Genomic DNA, 22,661 nt, shown 5'->3' with positions numbered 1-22,661 from the left:
TAGGGTCTGATCGGCACATTCGAGCGATTTCCGTAGGAGCATGCGATGGCTGACGATGTCGAGCCCCAGGACGTGCCGGACGCCCCGGACGTGGCGGCCGTGGCCGACGACGCCGAGGCGGAACCGGAGGAGGAGTTCCTGAACCGGGCGGCGCGCCGGGCGAAGGGCAAGCGCGGCGCCCCCGCGAGTCCGCCCGGCTCCGGCGGGAGCAAGGTCGGCAACCGGGGACCGGTCGCCGGCCAGCGTCAGTGGGCGAACCGGCGCAGCGGCTGACCCTTCGGACGGGCCCGGGCGTCCGCGACGAGAGAGGACTGAACTTCCAGTCGATGACCCGCCTGGAGACCGTGGAAGACGTCGCCCGTGCGGAGGGCGTCGACATCGCCCGGGCGACGGCCGCGGAAGGATTCGGCCGGCAACTCCAATTGCGCACACCCGACGGGGTCCTGGTCAAGATCAACGAGATCGACACCGACCTCATCGCTTAGACCCATTCCGTCGGCGGCCGACGGACCACTCCCGCGCGGACGCGGTGTCTACCTCGTTGTCAGACACCGCCAGGAGCAGGAGTCCACCATGACCGGCCGCACGACTGCCGACAAGATCTTCCTCGTCACCGGAGCGAATCGCGGGCTGGGGCTCAGCCTCGTCGACGAAGCCCTGCGACGCGGGGCGAGCAAGGTATACGCGGGGATGCGCAGTCCGCTGCCCCACGCCGACCCACGGGTCACCGCCGTCCAGCTCGACGTCACCGACCCCACCGACATCGCGGCGGCCGCGGCACGGATCGACGACCTCGACGTCCTCGTCAACAACGCCGGCGTCTCCGTGACCGATCAGCTCGAGGATCGACGGGCACTCGACGCTCACCTCGCCGTCAATCTCTACGGTCCGTACGCCGTGACCTCGGCGTTCCTCCCGCACCTGATCCGCGCCGAGGGTTCGATCGTGAACGTGCTGTCGCTGGGAGCGATCGCACCGGTTCCCGTCATGCCGTCCTACGCCGTCTCGAAGGCCGCCGCCGCCTCGCTCACCCAGTCGCAGCGCGCGCTGCTCCTGGCGTCGGGGGTGTCCGTGCACGGCGTCTACGCCGGCCCCATCGACACCGACATGATCAGGGATCTCGACCTGCCCAAGACCCCCGCCGACGAGGTCGCCCGCGCGATCCTCAACGGATTCGAAGCCGGTGCGGAAGACATCTTTCCCGACCCCCTCTCCGCGGGCGCGACCGCCGGGTGGGACGCCGGTCAGGTCAAGAACCTGGAGCGAGCGAACCTCGCCCTGTTCGCCGGGGCCGGTCGATGACGCCGCGCCCGCGCCGGACGCGGAGGAACCTCCCATGACCACCTCGGTTCACCGCTGGCGTGCGTTCGGCGTACTCGCCCTCGGATATTTCATGACGATCGTCGACCTGACGATCGTCAACGTCGCCCTGCCCACCATCGGCCACGACCTCGAGTTCTCCGAGTCCGGCCTCCAGTGGGTCGTCACCGCGTACGGGCTCTCCTTCGGTGGGCTGCTCCTCCTAGGAGGCCGCGCCGCCGACCTCCTCGGCCGGCGCCGCATGTTCATCGCCGGGATGGCCCTGTTCACCGCGGCCTCGCTGGCCTGCGCACTCAGTGAGGACTCGCTGCTTCTCGTCGTCTTCCGGGCGGTCCAGGGCGCCGGTGCGGCCGTCGTCCTCCCGGCCGGGCTCTCCCTCGTCCTCACGATCTTCCGCGAGGGCGCGGAGCGGAACCGGGCGCTCGGCGTCTGGGGGGCGCTGGCCGCTGCCGGTGCCACCGTCGGTCTGCTCGCGGGTGGCGCCCTGACCCGCTACGGCAGCTGGGAGTACATCTTCTACCTCAACGTCCCCATCGGGCTCGCCGCCATCGCACTGGCCTTCCGGGTCGTGCCCGAGTCCCGGCGGGAGACCGCGACCCGTCACTACGACCTGCGCGGCGCCGCTACCGTCACCGCCGGTCTCCTCCTGGGGGTGTACGCGATTTCCACCGCACCGGACGAGGGCTGGGCGACGGCACGCACCCTCGGCCTGCTCGCGGTGTCCGGGCTCCTCCTGCTCGCGTTCTTCGTGATCGAAGCCCGCGTGGCCGAGCCGTTGCTGCCGCTGCGCCTGCTCGCGAACCGCTCCGTCGGCGGCGCCAACCTCGTCGGGCTCGCGCTGGGTGGCAGCTTCTACGCCTTCCTCTTCATCGGGACGCTCTACCTGCAGCAGGTGCTGGGCTTCACCGCGCTGCAGACGGGTCTGGCGTGGCTGGCGACGTCGCTCATGTCGATCGCGCTGGCGGGGGTCTCCCAGTTCCTCACGACCAGGATCGGCGCCGGAGCCGTCATGGCCGTCGGAATGGGAATGATCGCCGGCGGCATCGCCTGGATCACCCGCGTTCCCGTCGACGGCCACTTCTGGCCGGACCTCGCCGGGCCGCTCGTCCTCACGGGCGCCGGGACCGCGTTCGGATTCATCCCGATCTCGGTCGCCGGTCTCGCCGGAGTCGCCGAACCGCAGGCCGGAGTCGCGTCCGGTCTGCTCAACACGGCTCAGCAGATCGGGGGTGCTCTCGGAGTCGCGATCGCCAGCACCGTGGCCACGACGCACACCGCCACGGTGCTGGCCGGCGGAGCCGCGTTGCCGTTCGCGTTGACGCAAGGATTCCACTACGCCTGGTGGGTCTGCAGCGCGATCGCCGTGCTGTCGGTCCCGGTCGCGTTCCTCGTTCCGCGTGACCGCACCGACCCGGCCGAGGCGGCCGAGGCGGCCGACGGCGAGGCGGGTGCCGGCGCCGCGGGTGCCGGCGCCGCGGCCGACGGCGTGGCCGAGCCGCAGTCCGTGGCCGGGATCGCCTGACAAGCGCCACCCGCCGTCGGTTCCGGCCCGCGTGGGCCGGTGCCTACGGCGGGTGGTGGCCCGTGCGCTCCGCCGTGGTCGTCACCGTGGGCTGCGGCGCCACCGGCGCGACCGGCTGTCGGACGTAGCAGCCGCCGGTCGGCGCGGCCCGGACGCGGCCGTCGCGGACACCCCACCGCCGCCGTCGTCCCGACGGCAACGAGCCGCGCATTCTTCGGGGGACGCGGGTCGCGGGGTCGCAGGTCGCGGACAGCGGGCCGCGCAGCGCGCAGTAGGGCCACCGGCCGCAGGTCACGGGCGGGGGCACCGGCCACCGGCTGCGGGCCGCCGGCTGCGGGCCGCCGGCATCGGGCAGCGGGCCGTGGGCCGACCGGCCGCAGGGCGCGGGCAGCGGGGCCACCGGTCACGGGTCGTCGGCCGCGCGGGGCGCTGACCGCGGAGCGTCGCCGACGGACGCAGACCGTGGGCCGCCGTCGACGTCGGCGGCTCAGACCCCTGCAGGCACCCGCCTCCCGCCAGCGGACCGCAGGCCGCGGAGGCAGGCCGCGGAGCGCCCGGCGACGTTAGCGGCTCGGGCTCCGCAGGCACCCGCCCGCCGCCACCGAACCCGCAGCCTGCCGGGGTGGACCGCGGGGCGTAGGTCACCCGGCGCTAGCGACTCGGGCTCCGCAGGCACCCGCCCGCCGCCTGGATACCCGGGCGGCCGGTGGGGTCGCGGGCCCGGACGACGTCGGGCGGGTGGGTCGGTCCGGCCCGACCGGCGGCACGTCAGACCCGATCTCGTCCGGATCGCCGCCTACGAGGTCACCCCGCGCCACCCGGGTGGATCAGCATCGCGGCGCCGGGGCCGACGACCCCGCGGAGCCGCCAGGAGCGGCGCGGCAGGCACCGGCCCGGCGTCGGGTCGAGACCCGCCGGCTGCGGAGGACGCCGGGCACGCGCCCGGGCCTTCCCCGGACGCCTTCCCTCGAACCGCGCCCAGGCGGCGCGCCCGGCCAGGTCGGTCCACGGCGTGCGGGCCGGATCACGGGCGCCTCGCCGCCGGAGCCGGACCCAAGGACGGCGAGGGCCCACGAACGGCGGGGGCCCCACGAACGGCGGGGATCCCGGCGATCCCGAGGATCCCGGCGATCCCGAGGACCCCGGCGTTCCCGAGCCCCCGACACGGCCGCAAACCGGTTTCGCACCGCCCCCACCTCCCCCTACTTGCAAACATCATACGTGTGACCTTATATTTCGGCCCCGCGATCTTGGCGTCAAGGACGACGATCAGAAAAGGACAGCGACATGGTTCGGCTCAGAGCCGCTCAGCGTTCCCGTTCCCGGTTAGCGACCCTCGGCAGCGCCGGAGCGCTCGCTCTCGTCCTCGGGCTCACCGCGTGCAACAGCGGCGGCGGTGCCACCGAGGGGACCTACGGCTTCCCGCAGGTCAAGCAGGACGACAAGGCCACGATCACGGTCTGGGTCGACGCCGACCGCACGAAGGCCGCCGACGCCTTCACGAAAGCCAACCCCGGCACCCCGATCAAGGTCGTCACCTACGACGGGTCCGCGAACGGCTCGAACTCGTTCCGCACGAAGGTGCAGCTTTTCGACCGCGCGCAGAGCGGGTGGCCCGACGTCGTCTTCTCGTCGCAGAACAACGACGCGGCCTGGGCCAGCCAGAAGAGCAACGGCAAGCAGGCCTTCGCCGCCGTGCTGAACGACGGGCTCGTCAAGAAGGAGACGCTCGACCAGTTCACGACCGGCGCCCTGAACCCGTGCACCGTCGAAGGCAAGGTGTACTGCCTGCGCAACGACCTCGCCCAGGCCGTGCTCTGGTACAACAAGAAGCTGCTCGACCAGTTCGGCTACCAGGTTCCGAAGACCTGGGAGGAGTACCAGGCGCTGGGCGAGAAGGTCGCCAAGGACCACCCCGGATACATCGTCGGCACGGTCGGCGACGCCTGGACGCCCGAGGTCTTCTTCTGGGCCAGCAAGTGCCAGGCGAACGGCATCACCGGTCCGAAGTCGGTCACCGTCGACACCAGCAGTGAGCAGTGCAAGCGCGCGGCCACGATGCTCGACATGCTGATCAAGAACGGCACGACGCCGAACGTCAGCGTGTTCACTCCGGAGTTCGTGCAGAAGTACTCCGGCAAGGTGCTCCTCATGCCTGGCCCGGCCTGGTACGCGGGTGCGATCTTCAACAACCCCGAGTCGCTCAACGTGCCCAAGGGCGAGCTCGGCGTGGCCGCCCCGCCCGCCTGGGGCAGCGAGAAGGCCGTGACCGGCAACGTCGGCGGCGGCACCTGGTTCGTCAGCAGCCACTCGAAGAACCTGAAGGCCGCCGAGTCCTTCGTCCGGTTCGTGACGACAGCCGACGACTACCAGGTGAACGTGGCTCCGGGCTACCCGGCGTACGCACCGGCCGCGGCGAAGTGGGTGCAGAAGCAGGAGACCAGTGGCTACTACGCCACCGACCTGCAGGCCGTGGTCACGGCCGGGACGTCGATCTGGGACGGCTGGGGATCCGGGGTCTTCAGCCAGGAAGCCGTCTGGGCGAAGACGATCACGCCGGCGATCGCGGACGGCAAGTCCCTGGTCTCGCTGCTCCCCGAGTGGGAGACGGCGATCAAGAACCAGGCGCAGGTGAACGGCTACACGGTCAAATGACGGTAGTCGACGAGGCGGCCCACGGGGTCGCCGCGGCGACGGGGCGGGTGGCCGGCCGGCCGCCCGCCCGGCGCCGCAACACGATGAGTTACGGCTTCATCTCGATCTACGCGATCCTCGCGCTGGCGTTCGGCGTGCTGCCCGCGACCTACGCGATCTTCCTGGCCTTCACCGACGCCGAGGGAGGCTTCGCCGGGCTCGCCAACTTCTCCAAGGTGGTCGACGACTTCCGCTTCTGGCCCGCGGTCACCCACGTGGCGTTCTACCTGCTCATCTGGCTCGTCTCGCTGGTGGTGCTGGTGACGCTGCTGGCGATCGTGGTGCACGCGATCGCGGTCCGCTGGCTGAGCCGGACGCTGCGGTTCGTCTTCTACCTGCCCGGCGCCCTGGCCGGTGCGTCGAGCGTGTTGCTGTGGCTGTTCGTGCTCGACCCGACGGTCAGTCCGGTCGCCGGCCTGCTGCACCTGTTCGGCTTCGAGAGTTTCGTGGAGGTCATCAACCCGGGCAACTTGCCGGTGATCTTCGCGATCGTCGCGTTCTGGACCGGGGCCGGCGGCTGGATCGTCATCATGTACGGCGCTCTGAACAACATCAGCGACGAGGTGATGGAGGCCGCGCGGATGGACGGCGCGAGCCCGGTGCAGATCGCCTGGAACATCCAGCTGCCGATGCTGCGCAAGTGGATCTCGTACATGGGCATCATGTCGCTGGCCGCCGGCACCCAGCTCTTCGTCGAGCCGCAGCTGCTCTCACAGGCGAGCAACGCGATCGTGCCGAACGACTACTCGCTCAACCAGCTCGCCTACCAGTACGCGTTCCAGCAGAACGATTTCAACGGCGCGGCGGCGATCTCGCTGCTGTTGCTCGTCATCGCCCTCGCGCTGTCGGCCGTCTTCGTGACGCGCGGCGGCCTGTTCGAGCGGGACTGAATCATGAGAACCAGCATCAGCGGCTGGAGCGGACGGACGATCGTCACCGTCATGGTGGCGGTGTTCGTCCTGTTCTTCGCGATCCCGATCGTCTGGCTGTTACTGGCCACCGCCAAGACGCCCCGAGGGCTGATCGTCGGCAACCCGTTCGCGCCCGGCGGCATCGGCGACCTGTCGACGAACTGGAGCCAGCTGTTCGCGTTCCAGGACGGCGCGGTGACCACCTGGATGGCGAATTCGGCGATGTACTCGGCCGGCGCGCTGGTCATCACGCTCGTCGCCAGCATCCCGGCCGGCTACGCGCTGGCGCTCACCGAGTTCCGGGGCCGGCGGCTCCTGCTCGTGCTGACGCTGATCGTCATGCTGATCCCGAACACCGCGCTGGTCCTGCCGATCTTCCTCGAACTGAACGTCGTGGGTCTGATCGGCAGCCCGCTCTCGGTGATTCTCCCGATGTCGTTCTTCCCGTTCGGGGTATACCTCACCTATATCTACTTCTCGACGAGCATTCCGCGGGATCTGCTCGCGGCGGCGCGCATCGACGGCTGCCGGGAGTTCCAGGTCTTCACGAAGGTCGCACTCCCCCTGGCCGCGCCGGTCGTGGCCCTGGTCGCGTTCTTCAGTTTCGTGCAGAACTGGAACAACTTCTTCCTGCCCTTCGTGATGCTGCCCTCGAGCGACGGCTATCCGGTGCAGGTGGGGCTGACGTCCCTCCTCGCCTCGACGCCGGCGTTCAACCCGAGTTCGGCCGGTGCGCAGTCCGTGCAGTTGCCGACGCTCGCGCTGGCGACCGTCGTGTCGGTTCTCCCGGTGCTGATCGTCTTCCTCGTCTCGCAACGTTTTCTGGTCGCCGGCATGACCGCGGGCGGAACCAAAGAGTGAGTTTCACTAAGGAGTCACGATGAAGGTCACCGGCTATCGCAGTCTGCTGACCACACACGAGTGGGGCAGGACGACCGGTGACGCCAACGGGGTGATGCCCGAGCCGCGGACCGACGTCCACGTGCTGATCCTCGAGACCGACAGCGGTCTCGAGGGAGTCGGCGTCGGCGCGCACTCCGACATCGGCCGGGTGTTCGACGCCGTCGAGGGCGAGGATCCGCGGGCCGTCACCGCGCTCTACGACCGCATGCTGAACCGGGTCTTCAAGTCCGGGCACGCGGGGTCCGTCTTCGGCGCGATCGGCGCGATCGACATGGCGCTCTGGGACCTGAAGGCGAAAGCGGCCGGAGAGCCCCTGTGGCGAACGCTGGGGGCGCTCGACCGCCACGTGCCGGGCTACGCGTCCGGGATCGACATCTCCCTCGACGACGACACGCTGGTCGAACTGTACGAGCGTTACGCCGAGCGCGGCTTCGGCGCGGCCAAGCTCAAGGGCGGCCACGACGTCACGCACGACCTGCGCCGGCTCCTGGCGGTCCGCGACGTCCTGGCCCGCAATTCGGCCCGCCCCGCCCTGATGCTCGACGCCAACGAGTCCTGGAACCGCACGCAGGCGGTCCGCTACGTGAGCGAACTGGAGCGCACGATCGACCTCGCCTGGATCGAAGAGCCGGTACGCCGGTGGGACTCGGCCGGCCTCGCGTCGGTGCGCCAGCACGTCAAGACCGCGGTGGCGACGGGCGAGAACCTCACCGGACTGGAGCAGTACCGGCCACTGTTCGACGCCGACGCCGTCGACGTCGTCCAGGTCGGCAACGTCTGGGGCATCACGCACTTCCTCCGGGTCGCGGCGGTGGCCCACAGCCGTGATCTGCCGGTGAGCCCGGTCGCGTACCACGGCAACCCGCTGGCGCACGCCGCCGCCGCGCTCCCGAACCACCTGTCGTTCGAGGTCCAGCAACTGCACTCGCCGGTCGGACTCGTCATCGATCAGGAGTTCGCCGACGGCGGCATCGTGCTCGGGGACACGCCCGGCCTCGGCATCGAGGTCGACGAAGCGCGCATCCACGCGGCGAAGACCGCGCCGCCGATCGCCGGGACCGCCGGACCGCACGTGCGTCCGGAGCGGGCCGGGCTGCGCCTGATTCCGGATCCGGCCCGGCCGGCGCCCGTCGGTGCGGCCGCCACGTCGGGCCGGACGGCATGACGGTGGAGCGGCACGCGCTGGTCGTCGGTCTCCGTCCCGAGCGACGCGAGGAGTACCTGACGTTGCACCGCACGGTCTGGCCCCAGGTCGAGCAGACGTTGCGGGACGCGAACGTCACCAACTACTCGATCTTCGTGACCGGCGACACCCTGTTCGCCTACTACGAGTACGTCGGCGACGACCACGACGCCGACCTGGCCCGGATCGCGGAGGACCCGGTCACCCGCGAGTGGTGGACCCACACCGACCCCTGTCAGGAACGCATCGTCGAGGAACGGATCCCGGGCGCGTTGTGGCAGCCCCTCGACGAGATCTGGCACCTGCCGTGAGCGGCCGGATCGACGCCCACGTGCACCTGTGGGACCGGGCCACCGACCCGCAGAGCTGGATCGATCCGATCACCATGCCGGCGATCGATCGTGACTTCGCGACCGGCGACCTCGCGCGGATGCTCGCGGAGACCGGCATCGGCACCGCGATCGTCGTCCAGACCCGCAACGACCTCGGTGAGACGAGGCGGCTCCTGAGCCACTCGACGCCCGCCGTCGCCGGAGTCGTCGGCTGGGTCGACCTCACCGCCGACGTCCGCAAGCAGGTCGACGCGCTCCGGCCCGGCGTGCCCGGCCGGTTGGTGGGGATCCGGCACCTGGTCCACGTGGATCCCGACCCGCAGTGGCTCGGCCGGGCCGACGTCGGCGAGGCCCTGGACGAGCTGGGTGCCCAGGACCTCACCGTCGACCTGGTCGTGCGCTGGTGGCAACAGGAGCCGGCGGCGATCGTCGCCGGCGCGCATCCCGACGTGCGCTTCGTCCTCGACCACCTCGGCGGCGTCGCCGAGTGCGACGACGACGCCGGGTGGGAACGCGGCCTCCGCGCGCTCGCCGCGCTTCCGAACGTCGCCGCGAAGATCTCCGGCCTGGCCCGGATGGTGCCCGATGCCGCCCGGCTGCAGCGGGTGGTCGGCGTCGCCGTGGACGCGTTCGGGCCGCACCGGCTCCTGTACGGGTCGGACTGGCCGCTGGCGCACCTCGGCGCCGGGCCGGTCGCCTGGCGCGCCGCGGTCGACGACCTGATCAGCGATCTGAGCCCCGGCGAGCAGGCGGCGATCGGGGCGGGAACCGCCTCGGCGTGGTACGGGGTGGACGGATGACCCCCGAGTTGTCCGGCCGGGCCGGAGCGCTCGGCCTGGGCGGTGCTCCGCTGGGCAACTTCGTCACCGCGATGGACGACGAGCAGGCCGCCCGCACGGTGAACCGGGCCGTCGACCGCGGCGTCCGGTACTTCGACACCGCCCCGCACTACGGGCTCGGGCTCTCCGAACGCCGCCTCGGCGCCGCACTGCGTCGACGGCCGCGCGAGGAGTTCGTCGTCTCGACGAAGGTCGGCCGGCTGCTGGTCCCGCAGGTACCGCCGCGCGAATGGGACGACGACGGCTTTCTGGTCCCCGGCGACGTGCGGCGGCAGTGGGACTTCTCCGCCGCCGGTGTCGAGCGCTCGCTCACCGAGAGCCTCGGCCGGCTCGGGCTCGACCGGGTCGACATCCTCTACGCGCACGACCCCGACCAGGCGTGGGATTCCGCCGCCCGGGAAGCGCTGGCGTCGCTGGCGGAACTGAAGAAGGCGGGCCTCGTCTCGGCGATCGGCATCGGGACGAACTCGACCGCGGGCCTTCCGGCGCTGATCAGCGAAGGCCTGATCGACGTGATCATGCTGGCCAACCGCTACTCGCTTCTCGACCACAGCGCGCTGGAGACCGTGCTCGGGCCGGCCCGGGACGCCGGCGTCGCGGTCGTGGCGGTGGGAGTTTTCGCCACCGGCCTGTTGTCGACGGTCCGACCGGCCGCCGGGGCGACGTTCGACTACCGGCCCGCGGATGCCGCCGTGCTCGAACGGACCCGGCGGATCGCGTCGATCTGCGAGGACCACGGCGTCGAGCTCCCCACGGCCGCTCTCGCGTTCCCGCTGCTGCACCCGGCCGTCACCGCGGTCGCGGTCGGGATGCGCTCACCGGAGGAGGTCGACGAGGACGTGCGCCGGTTCGCCACCGACGTCCCGGCCGGGCTCTGGCGCGATCTGGTCTCGGCCGGGCTGCTGCCGGCGGGCGCGGTGCCGCCGGAACGGGAGGTCAGCCGGCCGTAGGGTCGGCGAGGCGCCGGCGCTGCCACGAACTGACGATGTGGTCACGCATCGCCCGCTCCGCCCCTTCGACGTCGTTGCGGCCGATCGCCTCCACCACCCTCGTGTGCTCCTCGATCGTCGACTCGAACGCGCCCTGGTAACCGGCCCCCTGATACCGGTTGCTCTCCAGCGCACGCCGGTAGAGGCGCTTCGCGATGTTCTCCGCCAGCCGGTTGCCGGAGATCTCCATGATCGTGAGGTGGAAGACCACGTCCTCCTGCCGGGACGCGTCGCTCTCCTGCTGCATCGCGCGCATGGTGTCGAGTACGTGCGTGATGCGTTCGAGCTCCTCGGGCGTGTGCCGCGCGGCCACCGAACCGGCCATCGCCGACTCCAGATGACCGCGCACGATCGTCAGCTCGTCGAGGATGCCCAGCGACTCGTCGTTGTCGATCAGCGCCGACAGGATGATCGGATCCAGCATGTTCCACGAGCCGGATCGGCTCACCTGAGTGCCGCGACCCTGGGTCACGACGACGAGGCCCTTCTCCTCGAGCCGTTTGACCGACTCCCGGATCACCGTGCGGCTCACGCCGAAGTGTTCGCTGAGCGGGGCCTCCGGCGGCAACAGCTCGCCCTCGGCGATCTCACCGGTGACGATCATCTCGACGAGTTCGCTCGTCACCGCAACTCCGAGCCGTTCCGCTCGGCCGCGAGGGGGGAATCCGAACGCATCGGGTCGGGCAACCATGAACGCAATATACGTGCGCGGTCAGGGGTGGAAGTCGTCCAGGAGGCCGGCACGCTGCGCGATCATGGCCGCCTTCACCCGGTTGTCGCAGTCCAGCTTTCCGAAGACCCGGTAGACGTGGGTTTTCACCGTCCCCTCGGTGACGGTGAGCCGGTCGGCGATCTCCGCGTTGGACAGTCCCTGGCTCAACAGCACCAGGATCTCCCGCTCCCGGGGGCTCAGCGACTCGAGTGCGGCCAGAGCGGAACCCGGCCCGGCGGACGTCGCGGGCAGGCGGTCGAGCACCTGCCGGGTGACCTTGGGCGACAGGAACGCCTCACCGGCGGCGGCCGCCCGGATGGCCGGAGCCAGTTCGTCGACCGCCGACTCCTTCAGCAGGAATCCCGACGCCCCGTCGCGCAGCGCCCGGGCGACGTACTCGTCCTCGCCGAACGTCGTCAGCATCACGACCCCGACGCCGGGTGCGAACCGCCGGATCTCTCGCAGCGCGGCCAGGCCGTCGAGCGTCGGCATCCGCACGTCCAGCAGGACGACGTCCGGCCGGTGGCGCAGCACGAGGCCGACCGCCTCCCGGCCGTCGACGGCCTGCGCGACGAGCTCGATCCCGTCCGCCGACCGCAGGATCGTACCGATCGCCGCGCGGACCAGGCCGTCGTCGTCGGCGAGCACCACCCGAATCACGTCGTTCATGCGTCGCCCTTCAGCGTGTGGGCGCAGTCGTCACCGCGACGCCCGGAAGGCCTGCTTATCTACCAGCCGGCCACCGCGGTAGCAAAAGCGGTAGACGAGTCCTCCGCCGACCGCCGCGTCGAGCTGCTCCCGCAGGGACGCCTGGTAGTCGATGCAGGTGGCGCCCGGCACCGGACGGCCACCGGTGACACCGGGATCGCCGGCGTCCTCGTCGGGCAGCACCGACCGGACGTCGTCTTCCGGTTGACCCAGGTGCACGGAGTCATAGGTGTGCCGGTCCACGGTCACCAGCGCCGTGGAAATCCAGGCTCCGGCGACGCAGAACGCCAGCAGACCACAGATGCCGAGCGCGGTGGCGATGAGCGCGAGCCGGGATCTGCGGCGGGTGCGGTCCATCACGTCGGCGAAGTCCGAACCGGGCGGCAGAGGTTCCGGTTCTCCGGCGGCGCCGTCCGGCACCGGATAGGGCAGCGTCGCCGCCAGCCGGAAGCCACCGTCCGGGGTGGGACCGTGGTGCAGCACGCCGCCGGCCACCCGGACCCGTTCGGCCAGGCCCAGCAACCCCTGCCCGGACGTCGTCCCCGCGACGCGCCGGCCGGCCGAGTTGACGACCGCGGCGATGAGCGCGTCGGGCTCGTACCGCAGCGTCAGCACGATCTCCCCGCCGTGGGCGTGCCGGAGCGCGTTCGTCAGGCCCTCCTGGATCACCCGGTACGCCGCGTGTTCGGTCAGCGACGAGAGCGGACGGGCCTGGACCGCGGGCTCGAACCGGACTTGGGCGCCGGAGGCACGAGCGTTCGCGGCCAGCTCGTCCAGACCGCTGAGCGGACGCACCGACGGCTGTTCGTCGTCCTGCCGGAGGATGCCGAGGATCTGGCGCAGCTCGGTCATCGCCGACGACGACGTCTCCCGGAGCAGGTCCGCGTGATCGCGGGCCTCCTGCTCCGTGCCCCGCGGCATCGCGGCGTAGAGCGAGATCAACGTGAGCTTGTGTCCGAGGGAGTCGTGCAGGTCCCGCGCGATGCGGGTCCGCTCGCGGGCCTGCGCCCGCCGGGCGATCTCACTGCGCTGGCGGTGCAGTTGCTCGTTGCGGCGATGCATGGTCGTGACCAGGGCGCGCTGCCGGCGCACGAGCCGGGCGACACCGGCCGGTAACAGCGCGACGACGACGAAGATCCCCGACAGGAAGAGGGCGTCCGGTTCGCTCCACCACCAGCCCGACCCCACCCAGCAGATCCAGGCTCCGGCCAGCCCGGCCGACAGGTGCCGCGCAGTCCCGGCGCGGTAGCCGAAGGTGGCGCTGAACACCGCGAGCAGCAGCATGCTCTCGCCGCCGGTGCCCAGGCCGATCAGCGCCGCCGCGACGTAGGCGGTAGTGGGCCTGGTCAGACGCAGCAGCCAGACGATCGGGACGGTCGGGCCGAGCAGCCAGGGTGCGAGCGGGTAGACCGGGTCGGCCGCCGCCCCGTACGTCGCACCGCCGGTCAGGAGCAACGCCAGAGCGACCTCGTAGGTCAGGCGCCAGGCACCGGCGGTGCGAAGCAGGTCGCGCTTCACGACTCCCCGTTCGTCAGCGGCGGTTGAGGGCGAGTCCCTCCACGGCCTCCTTGGCCTCCACCAGCCCCGCCCCGGTCGCGCGGCGGTAGATGCGGACGCCCTCGACGAAGTCGTTGCGGTCGATCGCCGCCAGGACATCGACGCGCAGGACCTCCCGGTCGATCGGCCGGCCGATCCGGGCGCGCCGCGCGCGCCGGTCGAGGACGACCGCGATGAGAATCATGCCGACGCCGACGGCGCCGATGGCGAGAATAACGGGAAGTGTCATGGCCGGAAGCATGCCGACGAACACCCGTTCCGCGCTTCTGGCGGAAGACTGACATCGGCCCGCGGCCACTACCACTTTGGTTGACGTGCGTCCGGCGCGGGCCGCGGTCGAGACCGGTTCAGGAAGACGGGGCGGGAACCTGCCGGCCGCCGCCGGTGCGGGGAGCACCGGGCCGGACGGAGAGCCGCTCGAGAACGCGGGTCAGGATGAAACGCTGGCCCGCCACCGTCGGGTGCACCCCGTCCGCCTCGAGGTTGCTCGTCGCCGCACCGCGGGTGGCGTCGTGCAGGTCGATGGCGTCCGGATCGGCCTGCCGGACGACGGCCGCGACCTCGGCCACCGCGGAGGCGCTCCAGTGCACTGGGGCGTCGGCGAAGAACTCGTCGACCCGGCCCTGGTCGACCGCGGTCGGGGTGATCATCGTGACCTCCGCGCCGAGGTCGTCGCCGAGGAGCCGGCGAAGGGCCAGCAGGTTGCGCCCGGTCTCCCCCGGGGTCGCCATCCGATGGCCACCGGCCCGGCCGTGCGCGCGGGCGTCGTTGGTGCCGAGCATGAGCAGCACCCGGCTCGGCGCGGCCGCTTCCAGCAGGTCGAATCGCTCGATCACGTCCGCGGTCGTGTTTCCGCTGACGCTGAGGTTGACGAGCGTGGGCGTCGGCCGGTCGCCGCGGGTGAGCGTCGCCGCGAGCAGCTCGAACCAGCCGAGCCGATCGGCGGTGATCGAATCGCCGACCGCGACGACCCGCTCCTCCGGTCTCCACGGCAGGGACCGGATCGCGTCGCGGTAGGCCTCGTCGTCCAGGAGCTGGGAGGCCACCGTGCGAAGCTCGTCCTCCAGCGACGAGATCAGCTCGTCGACGACGCCCGGCGCACAGGCCAGCATCTCGGCGAGCAGCCCGGTGTGTGCGGCGTCCGCCACCGGGAAGCGCCCGAGCATCGGCCACTGCCGGGTCCGGGTGTAACGCAGGAAGTGCCGACGCTCCTCGTCGCTGTAGACGCTGGTGTTGATCACCCCTTGCTCGAGCCCTGGAGCAGCGCGGCGACGAAGCGCCGCTGGAAGACGAGAAAGACGGCGAGCGTCGGCACGAGGATCAGCAGCGCGCCGGCGCAGAGCAGCGGGACGTCGGTGCCCCACTGTCCCTGGAACGCGCCGAGCGCACCGGCCATCGTCCGTTTCGCCGGATCGTCGACGAGCACGATGGCCAGCAGGAACTGATTCCACGTCCAGAGGAACAGCAGGATCGCCAGCGACGAGAGGGCGGGCATGGCCAGCGGCACGTGCACGCGCCAGAACAACTGCCAGGTACTGGCGCCGTCGATGCGCGCGGCCTCCGAGAGCTCGTCGGGCATCGTGACGAAGTGGGCCCGCATCCACACCACCGAGAACGGCATGAACAGACCGATGAGCGGGAGGATGATCGCCCAGCGGGTGTTGAGCAGCCCGAGGTCGCGGACCTGGTAGTACAGCGGCGTGATGATGCCTTCGAACGGCAGCGTCAGGCCGAGCACGAAGGCCAGGAATCCGACCCGGTGGCCGGGCATCCGCAGGTGCCCGAAGGCGAAGCCCGCCATCGTGCCCAGCACGAGCGAGATCGGTACGACGCCGAGCACGATCAGGCCGCTGGACACCAGGAGCACGCCCATGTTCGCGACGCGGAACGCGTCGACGAAGTTGCCCCACTGCGGGCTCTCCGGCCACGACAGGCCGGACGGGTACGTGCCGGCGGGGTGCAGCGCGGTGACGAAGAGGCTGAGGAAGGGCACGATGGTGACCGCCATCAGCAGCACGAGCAGGACGCGCCCGGTCACCGTCTCCCCACGTTTGACGATCAACGCGAACCGTCCCGGGTGAAGCGCTGGATGGGCAGGACACAGGCGAGCACGAGCACCACCAGGGCGACGGCGAGGGCGGAGGCCATGCCGACCTCCCGCTCGGAGAACGCGAGGTAGTAGATCTCCAGGCCGGGAACCGACGTGGAGCCGCCGGGGCCGCCCTGGGTGGACACGAAGATGATGTCGAAGCTGGCGAGCGCTGCGATCACCGTGACCGTGACGCACACCCCGATCTCCTGGCGCAGGCTCGGCAGGGTGATCGACACGAACTCGCGGACCGGGCCGGCGCCGTCCAGGCGGGCGGCCTCGTACAGCGCGGGATCGATCTTGCTCATGCCGGCCAGCAGCAACAGCGTGCACAGGCCGACGAGGACCCAGGCCCCGATGACGCCGACCGCGGGCAGCGCGGTGTCGAACTCCCCCAGCCAGGCCCGGGTCAGGCTCCCGAGCCCGACGGCGGAGAGCAGTTCGTTCACCAGGCCGGTGGTCGACAGCAGCCAGCTCCACATGATGCCGGCCGCGACCAGCGGGATGACCTGGGGCAGGAACAACACCGTACGGGCCACCGTCGCCAGCCGGCTCGTCGCGATGCCCCGGATCGTGGCCGCGACGAACAGCCCGAGCAGCACCGGAACGAAGCTGAAGAACACGATCAGCTCGAGCGCGTGCAGGATCGTCGTGTACAGCTCCGGATCGGTCACCAGGCGCCGGTAGTTGTCCAGCCCCACCCAGGTGCTCGCGCCGATGCCGTTCCAGTCGTAGAACGAGTACTGCACGGTGAGCAGCAGCGGGCGCAGCACGAACGTCGCGTACACGAGTACCGCGGGTGCGGCGAACAACCAGCCGACCCACGAGCGCCGCGGGCGGCGCGCGCGAGGCGCGCGCCGCCCGGGAGCACCGTGCGACATCAGCGCTTGACCTGGCTCTCGTAGTCTTTCTGCACCGACTTCAGCAGGTCGGCCGGCTTCTGCTGACCGGCGGCCAGCTTCTGCAGCTGCGGGGTCCAGCTCTTGGCGTAGATCGCGCCGGTCGCGTTGGCGATGAAGTCCATCGCGCCGTTGTCCTCACCGATCGTGGCGCCGGCGGTCAGCGTGGCCGCGGTGACCGTGTCCTTGGCGATCTCGGGCATGAAGGCGTCCGCCGGCCCCATCGGGTGGGATCCGCCGACCTTCACGTCGATGTCGCGGGCCTGCTGGTTGGTGGCGACCCAGTTGAGGAAGAACGCGGCACAGTCGGCGTGCTTGGACTTGCTGCCGATCCCGAACGTCAACGGTGCGGACATGGCGGCCTGCTTGCCCCCGGCCGTCGCCGACGGCATCAGGAAGAACCCGACGTTGCCGGCCATCTGCTTGTCGAGGTTGCCCGACTCCCAGTCGCCGTCGAAGATGAACAGGTTCTTGCCTCCGATGAAGCGGCTCATCATCGTCGCGTAGTCCTGCGAGTTGATGTCCGGGGCGAAGTAGCCCGCCTTCAGCCACTTCTCCAGGTGCTGGGCGGCCTGCAGGTTGGTCGGGGTGTCGATGGTCGCGCCCGACTTCTGGTAGATCCAGTCGTTGATGGCCGCCGGATCACCGTACGCCGCCATCAGGTTCTGCAGCGGGAACGCGAGACCCCCGGTGGCGCCCCCGTTGAACTGGTTGATCGGGACGAGCCCGGCCGCCTTCGCCTTCTGCAGCACCGCGTCGAGCTCGGCGAGCGTGGCCGGCGGCTGCGTCATCCCGACCTGAGCGGCGAGCTTCTTGTTGTAGAAGACCCCCGTCATGCTGAAGTTCAGGCCCATCGCGTAGAGCGGGCCGTCTCCCCGCTCGCCGCTGTCGGCCACCCGCATCTGTTCGAGCTGCGAGGCCGGCCACTTGTCCCAGCCGAACGCCTTCGCGTACCCGTCCAGGTTCTTGAGCAGGCCGTCCTTGGTGAGCTCGGAGACCTGAGGCAGGCGCATGAGGTCCGGCGGGTCGTCCGCCAGCACCCGCGGCGCGTTCTGGGTGATCACCGCGAACTGGTCCTCGCGGATGTCCCAGGTGACGTTCGGGAACTGCTTGGTGAACTCGGTGGTGAGCGCCTTGGGCACCGGGAAGCCGGTCTCGAAGTACGCCTTCATGGTGACCGGTTCGGTGCCGCAGGACGCGTTGGTCACCGGAGCCGCACTGGCGCTCGACCCGGTGTTTCCGGCGTCGCTACCCGGCCCGCTGCACGCGGAGGCGGCCAGCAGACCGGTGAGGGTGAGCGCGGCGAGCAGGGGTCGGCGGATGGATCTGTAAGCCACGTCAGGCCTCCAGGAAAGGGGGAGCGGGAGCCACGCCACGCTCGCGTAACAAGCACGAAACCGCATCGCGCGAGCGCCTGTCAAGTGTTTCCATAAAAGCACTTTTATTGACGGCGACGCGCCGGTGGTCAGGTGGTGGAGCGCTCGACCACCTGCACGTCCAGCACGGTGGTCGAGCGCACCCGGGAGCCCTCGATGTGGCCGAGGAGAATGTTCAGCGCGGCGCTGCCCGATTCCTCGAACGGCTGCCGGACGGTCGTCAGGTCGGCCGCCGTCGCGACCTCCCCGTCGTCGAACCCCATGACGGCGACGTCCGCGGGCACGCGCAAGCCTCGGTCGCGGGCGGCCAGCAGTACGCCGACGGCGAGCAGGTCGTGGTGCGCCATGATCGCGGTCGGCCGATGCTCGGTCTCCAGCAGCGCGGACGCCGCCCGGCGGGCGCCGTCGACCGAGTTCTCGCTGGTCGCCACCACGATCGACCCCCCGGCCGCCTCCATGACCTGCTCGAATCCGGCCAGCCGGGTGATCGCCTGGGACTCGTAGTCGGTGGCCTGGCGTTCCAGCAGGTACCCGACGCGCCGGTGGCCGCGGTCACGCAGATGCGCCGCCGCCAGCCGGCCACCCTCGTGGTCGTCGACCACGATGCGGCTGAACAGGGCACTGTTCGCGTCGACCGCCACCGTCGGCAGCTTCCGCTCGCGGAAACGCTCGGCGATGGCGTCCTCGATCGGCAGGCCCATCACGATCAGCCCGTCGAGCCTGCCGTGGATGGGCATGCTGGCCAGGACCGGCGACGACGCCGAGGCGGCCGACTCGTGGTCGAAGACGACGACGTCGATCTCCAGTTCGGCCGCGGCGGACAGCACCCCGGCCAGCCGGCGCAGGTAGGACCCGTACGACGTGAACGGCGCCATCACCCCGATCCGGCCGGTCGCGCGCCGGGCCAGGCTGACGGCCTGCGCTTTCGGGACGAATCCCAGCTCGTCGGCGGCGGCGAGCACCCGTGCCCTGGTCGCGGGGCTGACCCGGTCGGGCTTGTTCAGCACGTTCGACACCGTCGAGATGCTCACCTGCGCGCGCTCGGCGACCTCGTAGATCGTGACCCGGTGATCCTCCACCACCGTCACCTCGCTTCGCGCGTGCCGGCGATTCGCCAACCGGCCTAAAAGTGTTTTACCAGAAGCACTCTAGGCCGCACCACGGCAGCCGTCCGGAGAGCGGGTCACCCGCACGGAGTCTCCTCGGCCCCGATGTCGTCAGGGGGACCATCAGTCGGACCGGGCGTCGCTGCCCAGCGACCGGGAGATGCCGCGCGCCGCGGCCCGCACCATGGGCGCGAGCGCGTTCGCCGTGGCCGACCCGGCGGAGACGACGACCGAGACCGCGGCGACGACGCTGCCGTCGGCCGCCCGCACGGGTGCGGCGACCGAGAGCGAATCCAGCGTCACCTGGCGATCGTTGACCGCCCAGCCGAGCGCCCGCACCTCCGCCAGGATCCTTCGCAGCGTGCGCGGATCGGTGACGGTCTTCGGCGTGTACGCCGCCAGCGGTCGAGCCAGCACCGCGTCCTGCACGTCCGGCGGCGCGTAGGCGAGGAGCACCCGGCCCACCGCCGTCGGGTGCAGCGGGAACCGGCCCCCCACCCGGGTCAGTACCGGCACCGCCGTGCGTCCGGCCAGGCGTTCGACGAACACCGATTCCAGCCCGTCCCGGATGCTCAGCTGCACGTTCTCCTGGGTGACCGCGTACAGGTCCTCCATGAACGGCAGGGCGACCTCGCGCAGCCCGAGGCCGCGCGGCGCGAGCGAGGCGATCTCCCACAGGCGCAGGCCGACGTGGTACGCGCCGGCGTCGTCGCGTTCCAGCAGACCGCACTCGGCCAGGACGCCGACCAGCCGATGTGCGGTGGTGAGCGGGAGGCCGGTGCGGTGGGCCAGCTGGGTGAGCGTCATCGTGCGCCGCTCCGGGCCGAAAGCCGCGAGGAGCTGGGTCGCTCGCCGGACCGCGAGGCCGTGGGCGCTCCGACCGGCCGATCCTCGCGTCACAGATCGAGTATCAGCGGCGACGACGCCGCGCGCGACACGCAAATGAACATCGTGTCGTCGGCTGCCTGCTCCTCCGGCGTGAGCAGGCTGTCGCGATGGTCGACCCGGCCCGCCAGCACCGTGGTCTCACACGTCCCGCAGGTGCCCTCACGACAGGACGAGAGGACGGGCAGGCCGGCCGCCTCGACGACGTCGAGGATCGACCGGCCGGGTGCGACGGTCAGCGTGAGCCCGCTGCGGCGCAGCACCACCTCGAACGACCCGTCCCCCAGGGTTTCCGGCCGGGCCCGGGGCGAGAACCGCTCGACCCGCAGAACTCCGGACGTGCACCGCTCCTCGACCGCCCGCAGCAGGGACTCCGGCCCGCAGCAGTAGATCAGCGTGTCGGAGCGGGGCTCGGACAGGATGCTGTCCAGGTCGAGCGGACCGGTCTCGTCCTCCGCGCGGACCCGGACCCGGGGGCCGTACTCCTCGGTGAGGCGGGACTGGAAGGCCATCGAGGCGCGGGACCGGCCGCCGTAGTGCAGTTCCCAGTCGGCGTTCGCCGCGGCCGCGGCCGCGACCATCGGGACGATCGGTGTGATACCGATACCGCCCGCGACGAACAGGTAGCGCGGCGAGCGGTCGAGGGGAAAGTGGTTGCGGGGTCCGCGCACTCCGACGACGTCCCCGGTCGCGAGCCGGTCGTGGGCGAAGACCGATCCGCCGCGGCCGGCCGCGTCCCGGAGAATCGCGATCCGCCAGCGCGACCGGTCTGCCGGGTCGCCGCAGAGCGAGTACTGCCGGGTGTACTCCCCGAGCACGAGGTCGACATGTGCGCCCGGGGCCCAGTCCGGAAGCCTCGCGCCATCGGGATCGTGGAGGTCGAGCAGCACGACGCCGTCGGCCGCGGCCTCCCGGCGCCCGATGCGGAGGCGCAGATCGATCTCGTCAGGCACGTGCGTCCTCCGGACGGGCGCCGGCCGGACCGTCCGCGGGATGGTCGGGATGGCCGAGCAGCCAGTCCCAGAGTGCGCCCGGCTCGTCGCCGGTCGTCTCGGCTCCGCAGTGGCATCGCCCGTGGAGCAGGTCCGAGCCGGGTACCCAGCTCACCCGGAGGGGCCGGCGCACCGGGCTCATCGGCCGGCCGGGGCCGGATCCGCCGCCGCGGCCAGGCGCGCGATCATCCGCCGGGCGGCGAGGCCGCCGGTGTCGATGTTGATCGACAACTCCTGGTAGCCGTCGGACTCCGCGGCGATCACCCGTTCGAGGACGTCCAACGCGGTCACGTCCTGCAGCACCACGGTCCGGTTGCTCTCGGCGAGGAAGTCCGACACCCCCTGGTCGTCCAGGGCGAAGTCACGGGCGACGGCCCAGAAGTCGTGGGTCGAGTGTTCGGTCTCCGGGGTGATCGCGTAGACGACCTCCACGTGGAAGGCGTCCGGGTCGGTTCCGTCGTCGTTCGGGAGCACGCCGGCCGGGGCGATGCGCGAGTGAAGCGTGTAGAGGCACGGCGGCCGGTACTCGATGTCCTGCCAGCGAGTGATCCGCCCGGTGAGGCCGGTGGAGTTCGCGTAGAACGGTGGGCAGGCGGCGTCGGCCATCCGCCGGGACACCCGGACGACACCGGCCTCGTCGTCCACCTCGGTGGTGATCGGCGTCTCGGCTACCTCCGGCGTCCCGATGTAGCCACCGTGGAGATAGGTCTCGTGGGACAGATCCATCAGGTTGTCGACCAGCAGGCTCGCCCGGGCGGCCAGCGGCTCCCGGCCCGAGACCGTCGTCCAGCCGTCCCGGGCCAGCCACGGGGCGCGCGGTACCGGCACGGACGACGACAGCACGGTATCGCCGATGAACACCCAGACGAACGAGTCCTGCTCGACGACCGGATAGGAACGTAACCGGGCCGTCCGCGGCACCCGGGTCTGGCCCGGGACGGCGACGCACACCCCGTCGGCGCCGTAGGTGAAGCCGTGGTAACCGCAGACGACGGTGTCGCCGACGAGATGGCTGGGCTTCTCGGCGAGTGGGAAGCGACGGTGCACGCACCGATCCGACATCGCGGTCACCGCCCCGGCCTCCGTCCGCCAGAACAGGATCGACTCGCCGCAGATCGTCCGGGAGAACAGGTCCCGCCCGATCTCCCGGCCGTAGGCGGCCACGTACCACTGGTTTCGCACGATCGACGTCATCGTCAGCCCTCCGCCCACGTCCCGGACGCCGCCAGTGTGGGCGCCGGCCCGGGCCGGCGGGCGGGCACTTCCACGATGCGGAAGCGGTGGGCAGGCTTGCTCGATCAAGAGCCCGGGTGCCGGGAAACCTCCTAGGAATCGGGCTGCGATCGAAATATTTCGCGGCCAATATGACGGGAGAGCGCTCTAACCATCCGAGCAATGTTACGTCTTCGTGATCGTGTGCTCACTCCCCACCGCCCGCCGGTGGGTGTACACCTCGGATGCCGCAGCCGCGGATGAGACCCGTCATACCCCTACCTGCCTCGGAGGTTGCCCGGTGACGGCCCCGATCGCGCTACCTGCTCCGCCGCCCCGGGCGCCCGAATTCGGCGCCGACTCGCTGATCGTCTGCGAAAGCCTCGTCCGGATCTACCAAACCGGACCCATCGAGGTACAAGCCCTCCAAGG

General features: G+C 71.0%; 24 protein-coding genes and 1 pseudogene. 12 read left to right on the top strand and 13 right to left on the bottom strand.

Annotated elements, in window-relative coordinates:
• Positions 1-45 precede the first annotated feature (45 nt).
• The 11 genes from ACIBZJ_RS00125 to ACIBZJ_RS00075 all read left to right on the top strand — a co-directional run bounded on the left by ACIBZJ_RS00125 (position 46) and on the right by ACIBZJ_RS00075 (position 10,654).
• Positions 46-273, top strand: coding sequence for a hypothetical protein (locus ACIBZJ_RS00125; protein ID WP_395923755.1), 228 nt, complete (start codon positions 46-48; stop codon positions 271-273).
• Positions 274-326: 53 nt separating this feature from the next.
• Positions 327-485: a hypothetical protein gene (locus ACIBZJ_RS00120; RefSeq protein WP_395923753.1), complete on the top strand. Its 159-nt coding sequence runs from the start codon at positions 327-329 to the stop codon at positions 483-485.
• Between the two features lie 88 nt (positions 486-573).
• A complete protein-coding gene (locus ACIBZJ_RS00115) occupies positions 574-1,302 on the top strand; it encodes an SDR family NAD(P)-dependent oxidoreductase (protein ID WP_395923751.1) in 729 nt (242 codons plus the stop codon).
• Positions 1,303-1,336: 34 nt separating this feature from the next.
• Entirely contained in the window at positions 1,337-2,842 is a 1,506-nt protein-coding gene (locus ACIBZJ_RS00110) for an MFS transporter (protein WP_395923749.1), read from the top strand.
• 1,287 nt (positions 2,843-4,129) lie between these two features.
• The gene (locus ACIBZJ_RS00105; protein ID WP_395923747.1) at positions 4,130-5,497 is read left to right on the top strand and encodes an ABC transporter substrate-binding protein; all 1,368 of its coding nucleotides are present in this window, start codon (positions 4,130-4,132) and stop codon (positions 5,495-5,497) included.
• Positions 5,494-6,426, top strand: a complete 933-nt coding sequence (locus tag ACIBZJ_RS00100) for a carbohydrate ABC transporter permease (protein ID WP_395923745.1) — start codon at positions 5,494-5,496, stop codon at positions 6,424-6,426. The genes ACIBZJ_RS00105 and ACIBZJ_RS00100 overlap by 4 nt, the downstream gene beginning before the upstream one ends.
• Positions 6,427-6,429: 3 nt before the next feature.
• Complete coding sequence (locus ACIBZJ_RS00095; RefSeq protein WP_395923743.1) at positions 6,430-7,308, top strand: carbohydrate ABC transporter permease; 879 nt, start codon at positions 6,430-6,432, stop codon at positions 7,306-7,308.
• A gap of 19 nt (positions 7,309-7,327) precedes the next feature.
• Complete coding sequence (locus tag ACIBZJ_RS00090; RefSeq protein ID WP_395923741.1) at positions 7,328-8,515, top strand: mandelate racemase/muconate lactonizing enzyme family protein; 1,188 nt, start codon at positions 7,328-7,330, stop codon at positions 8,513-8,515.
• A complete protein-coding gene (locus ACIBZJ_RS00085; RefSeq protein WP_395923739.1) occupies positions 8,512-8,844 on the top strand; it encodes an L-rhamnose mutarotase in 333 nt (110 codons plus the stop codon). Before ACIBZJ_RS00090 ends, ACIBZJ_RS00085 begins: the two co-directional genes overlap by 4 nt.
• Positions 8,841-9,665 carry an amidohydrolase family protein gene (locus tag ACIBZJ_RS00080; RefSeq protein WP_395923737.1) on the top strand — a complete coding sequence of 275 codons (825 nt, stop codon included), beginning with the start codon at positions 8,841-8,843 and terminating at the stop codon, positions 9,663-9,665. The genes ACIBZJ_RS00085 and ACIBZJ_RS00080 overlap by 4 nt, the downstream gene beginning before the upstream one ends.
• The gene (locus tag ACIBZJ_RS00075; protein ID WP_395923735.1) at positions 9,662-10,654 is read left to right on the top strand and encodes an aldo/keto reductase; all 993 of its coding nucleotides are present in this window, start codon (positions 9,662-9,664) and stop codon (positions 10,652-10,654) included. Before ACIBZJ_RS00080 ends, ACIBZJ_RS00075 begins: the two co-directional genes overlap by 4 nt.
• Here the strand turns inward: ACIBZJ_RS00075 and ACIBZJ_RS00070 are convergent.
• The 13 genes from ACIBZJ_RS00070 to ACIBZJ_RS00010 all read right to left on the bottom strand — a co-directional run bounded on the left by ACIBZJ_RS00070 (position 10,641) and on the right by ACIBZJ_RS00010 (position 22,211).
• Positions 10,641-11,318 (bottom strand): FadR/GntR family transcriptional regulator, encoded by a 678-nt coding sequence (locus tag ACIBZJ_RS00070; RefSeq protein WP_395923733.1) that lies wholly within the window; start codon positions 11,316-11,318, stop codon positions 10,641-10,643. The two genes, ACIBZJ_RS00075 and ACIBZJ_RS00070, sit on opposite strands and share 14 nt — an antisense overlap.
• Before the next feature lie 87 nt (positions 11,319-11,405).
• On the bottom strand, positions 11,406-12,065 hold the full coding sequence (locus tag ACIBZJ_RS00065) for a response regulator (RefSeq protein ID WP_395925952.1): 660 nt from the start codon (positions 12,063-12,065) through the stop codon (positions 11,406-11,408).
• A gap of 39 nt (positions 12,066-12,104) precedes the next feature.
• Complete coding sequence (locus ACIBZJ_RS00060; protein WP_395923731.1) at positions 12,105-13,631, bottom strand: sensor histidine kinase; 1,527 nt, start codon at positions 13,629-13,631, stop codon at positions 12,105-12,107.
• Between the two features lie 13 nt (positions 13,632-13,644).
• Positions 13,645-13,899, bottom strand: a complete 255-nt coding sequence (locus ACIBZJ_RS00055; RefSeq protein ID WP_395923729.1) for a hypothetical protein — start codon at positions 13,897-13,899, stop codon at positions 13,645-13,647.
• A gap of 118 nt (positions 13,900-14,017) precedes the next feature.
• Positions 14,018-14,911: an SGNH/GDSL hydrolase family protein gene (locus ACIBZJ_RS00050; protein ID WP_395923727.1), complete on the bottom strand. Its 894-nt coding sequence runs from the start codon at positions 14,909-14,911 to the stop codon at positions 14,018-14,020.
• Positions 14,908-15,732: a carbohydrate ABC transporter permease gene (locus ACIBZJ_RS00045; protein ID WP_395923725.1), complete on the bottom strand. Its 825-nt coding sequence runs from the start codon at positions 15,730-15,732 to the stop codon at positions 14,908-14,910. Before ACIBZJ_RS00045 ends, ACIBZJ_RS00050 begins: the two co-directional genes overlap by 4 nt.
• A complete protein-coding gene (locus tag ACIBZJ_RS00040) occupies positions 15,729-16,640 on the bottom strand; it encodes a carbohydrate ABC transporter permease (RefSeq protein ID WP_395923723.1) in 912 nt (303 codons plus the stop codon). Before ACIBZJ_RS00040 ends, ACIBZJ_RS00045 begins: the two co-directional genes overlap by 4 nt.
• Complete coding sequence (locus tag ACIBZJ_RS00035) at positions 16,640-17,995, bottom strand: ABC transporter substrate-binding protein (protein ID WP_395923721.1); 1,356 nt, start codon at positions 17,993-17,995, stop codon at positions 16,640-16,642. Before ACIBZJ_RS00035 ends, ACIBZJ_RS00040 begins: the two co-directional genes overlap by 1 nt.
• A 128-nt stretch (positions 17,996-18,123) precedes the next feature.
• Positions 18,124-19,113 (bottom strand): LacI family DNA-binding transcriptional regulator, encoded by a 990-nt coding sequence (locus ACIBZJ_RS00030; protein WP_395923719.1) that lies wholly within the window; start codon positions 19,111-19,113, stop codon positions 18,124-18,126.
• 150 nt (positions 19,114-19,263) lie between these two features.
• The gene (locus ACIBZJ_RS00025) at positions 19,264-20,040 is read right to left on the bottom strand and encodes an IclR family transcriptional regulator (protein WP_395923717.1); all 777 of its coding nucleotides are present in this window, start codon (positions 20,038-20,040) and stop codon (positions 19,264-19,266) included.
• Positions 20,037-20,978, bottom strand: a complete 942-nt coding sequence (locus tag ACIBZJ_RS00020; protein ID WP_395923715.1) for a PDR/VanB family oxidoreductase — start codon at positions 20,976-20,978, stop codon at positions 20,037-20,039. Before ACIBZJ_RS00020 ends, ACIBZJ_RS00025 begins: the two co-directional genes overlap by 4 nt.
• Positions 20,971-21,150: a hypothetical protein gene (locus tag ACIBZJ_RS00015; RefSeq protein ID WP_395923713.1), complete on the bottom strand. Its 180-nt coding sequence runs from the start codon at positions 21,148-21,150 to the stop codon at positions 20,971-20,973. The genes ACIBZJ_RS00020 and ACIBZJ_RS00015 overlap by 8 nt, the downstream gene beginning before the upstream one ends.
• A gap of 5 nt (positions 21,151-21,155) precedes the next feature.
• Positions 21,156-22,211: a Rieske 2Fe-2S domain-containing protein gene (locus ACIBZJ_RS00010; protein WP_395923711.1), complete on the bottom strand. Its 1,056-nt coding sequence runs from the start codon at positions 22,209-22,211 to the stop codon at positions 21,156-21,158.
• Positions 22,212-22,542: 331 nt separating this feature from the next.
• On the opposite strand from ACIBZJ_RS00010, the pseudogene ACIBZJ_RS00005 reads away from it, so the two are divergent.
• Positions 22,543-22,661, top strand: a pseudogene (locus ACIBZJ_RS00005) (ABC transporter ATP-binding protein); the annotation flags it as partial.

Origin of the sequence: Cryptosporangium sp. NPDC051539 (genome assembly GCF_044454545.1) — a bacterium.
Taxonomy (GTDB): domain Bacteria; phylum Actinomycetota; class Actinomycetes; order Mycobacteriales; family Cryptosporangiaceae; genus Cryptosporangium.
Note: the sequence above shows the minus strand (reverse complement) of the source record. Positions and strands in the feature narration are given on the sequence as shown.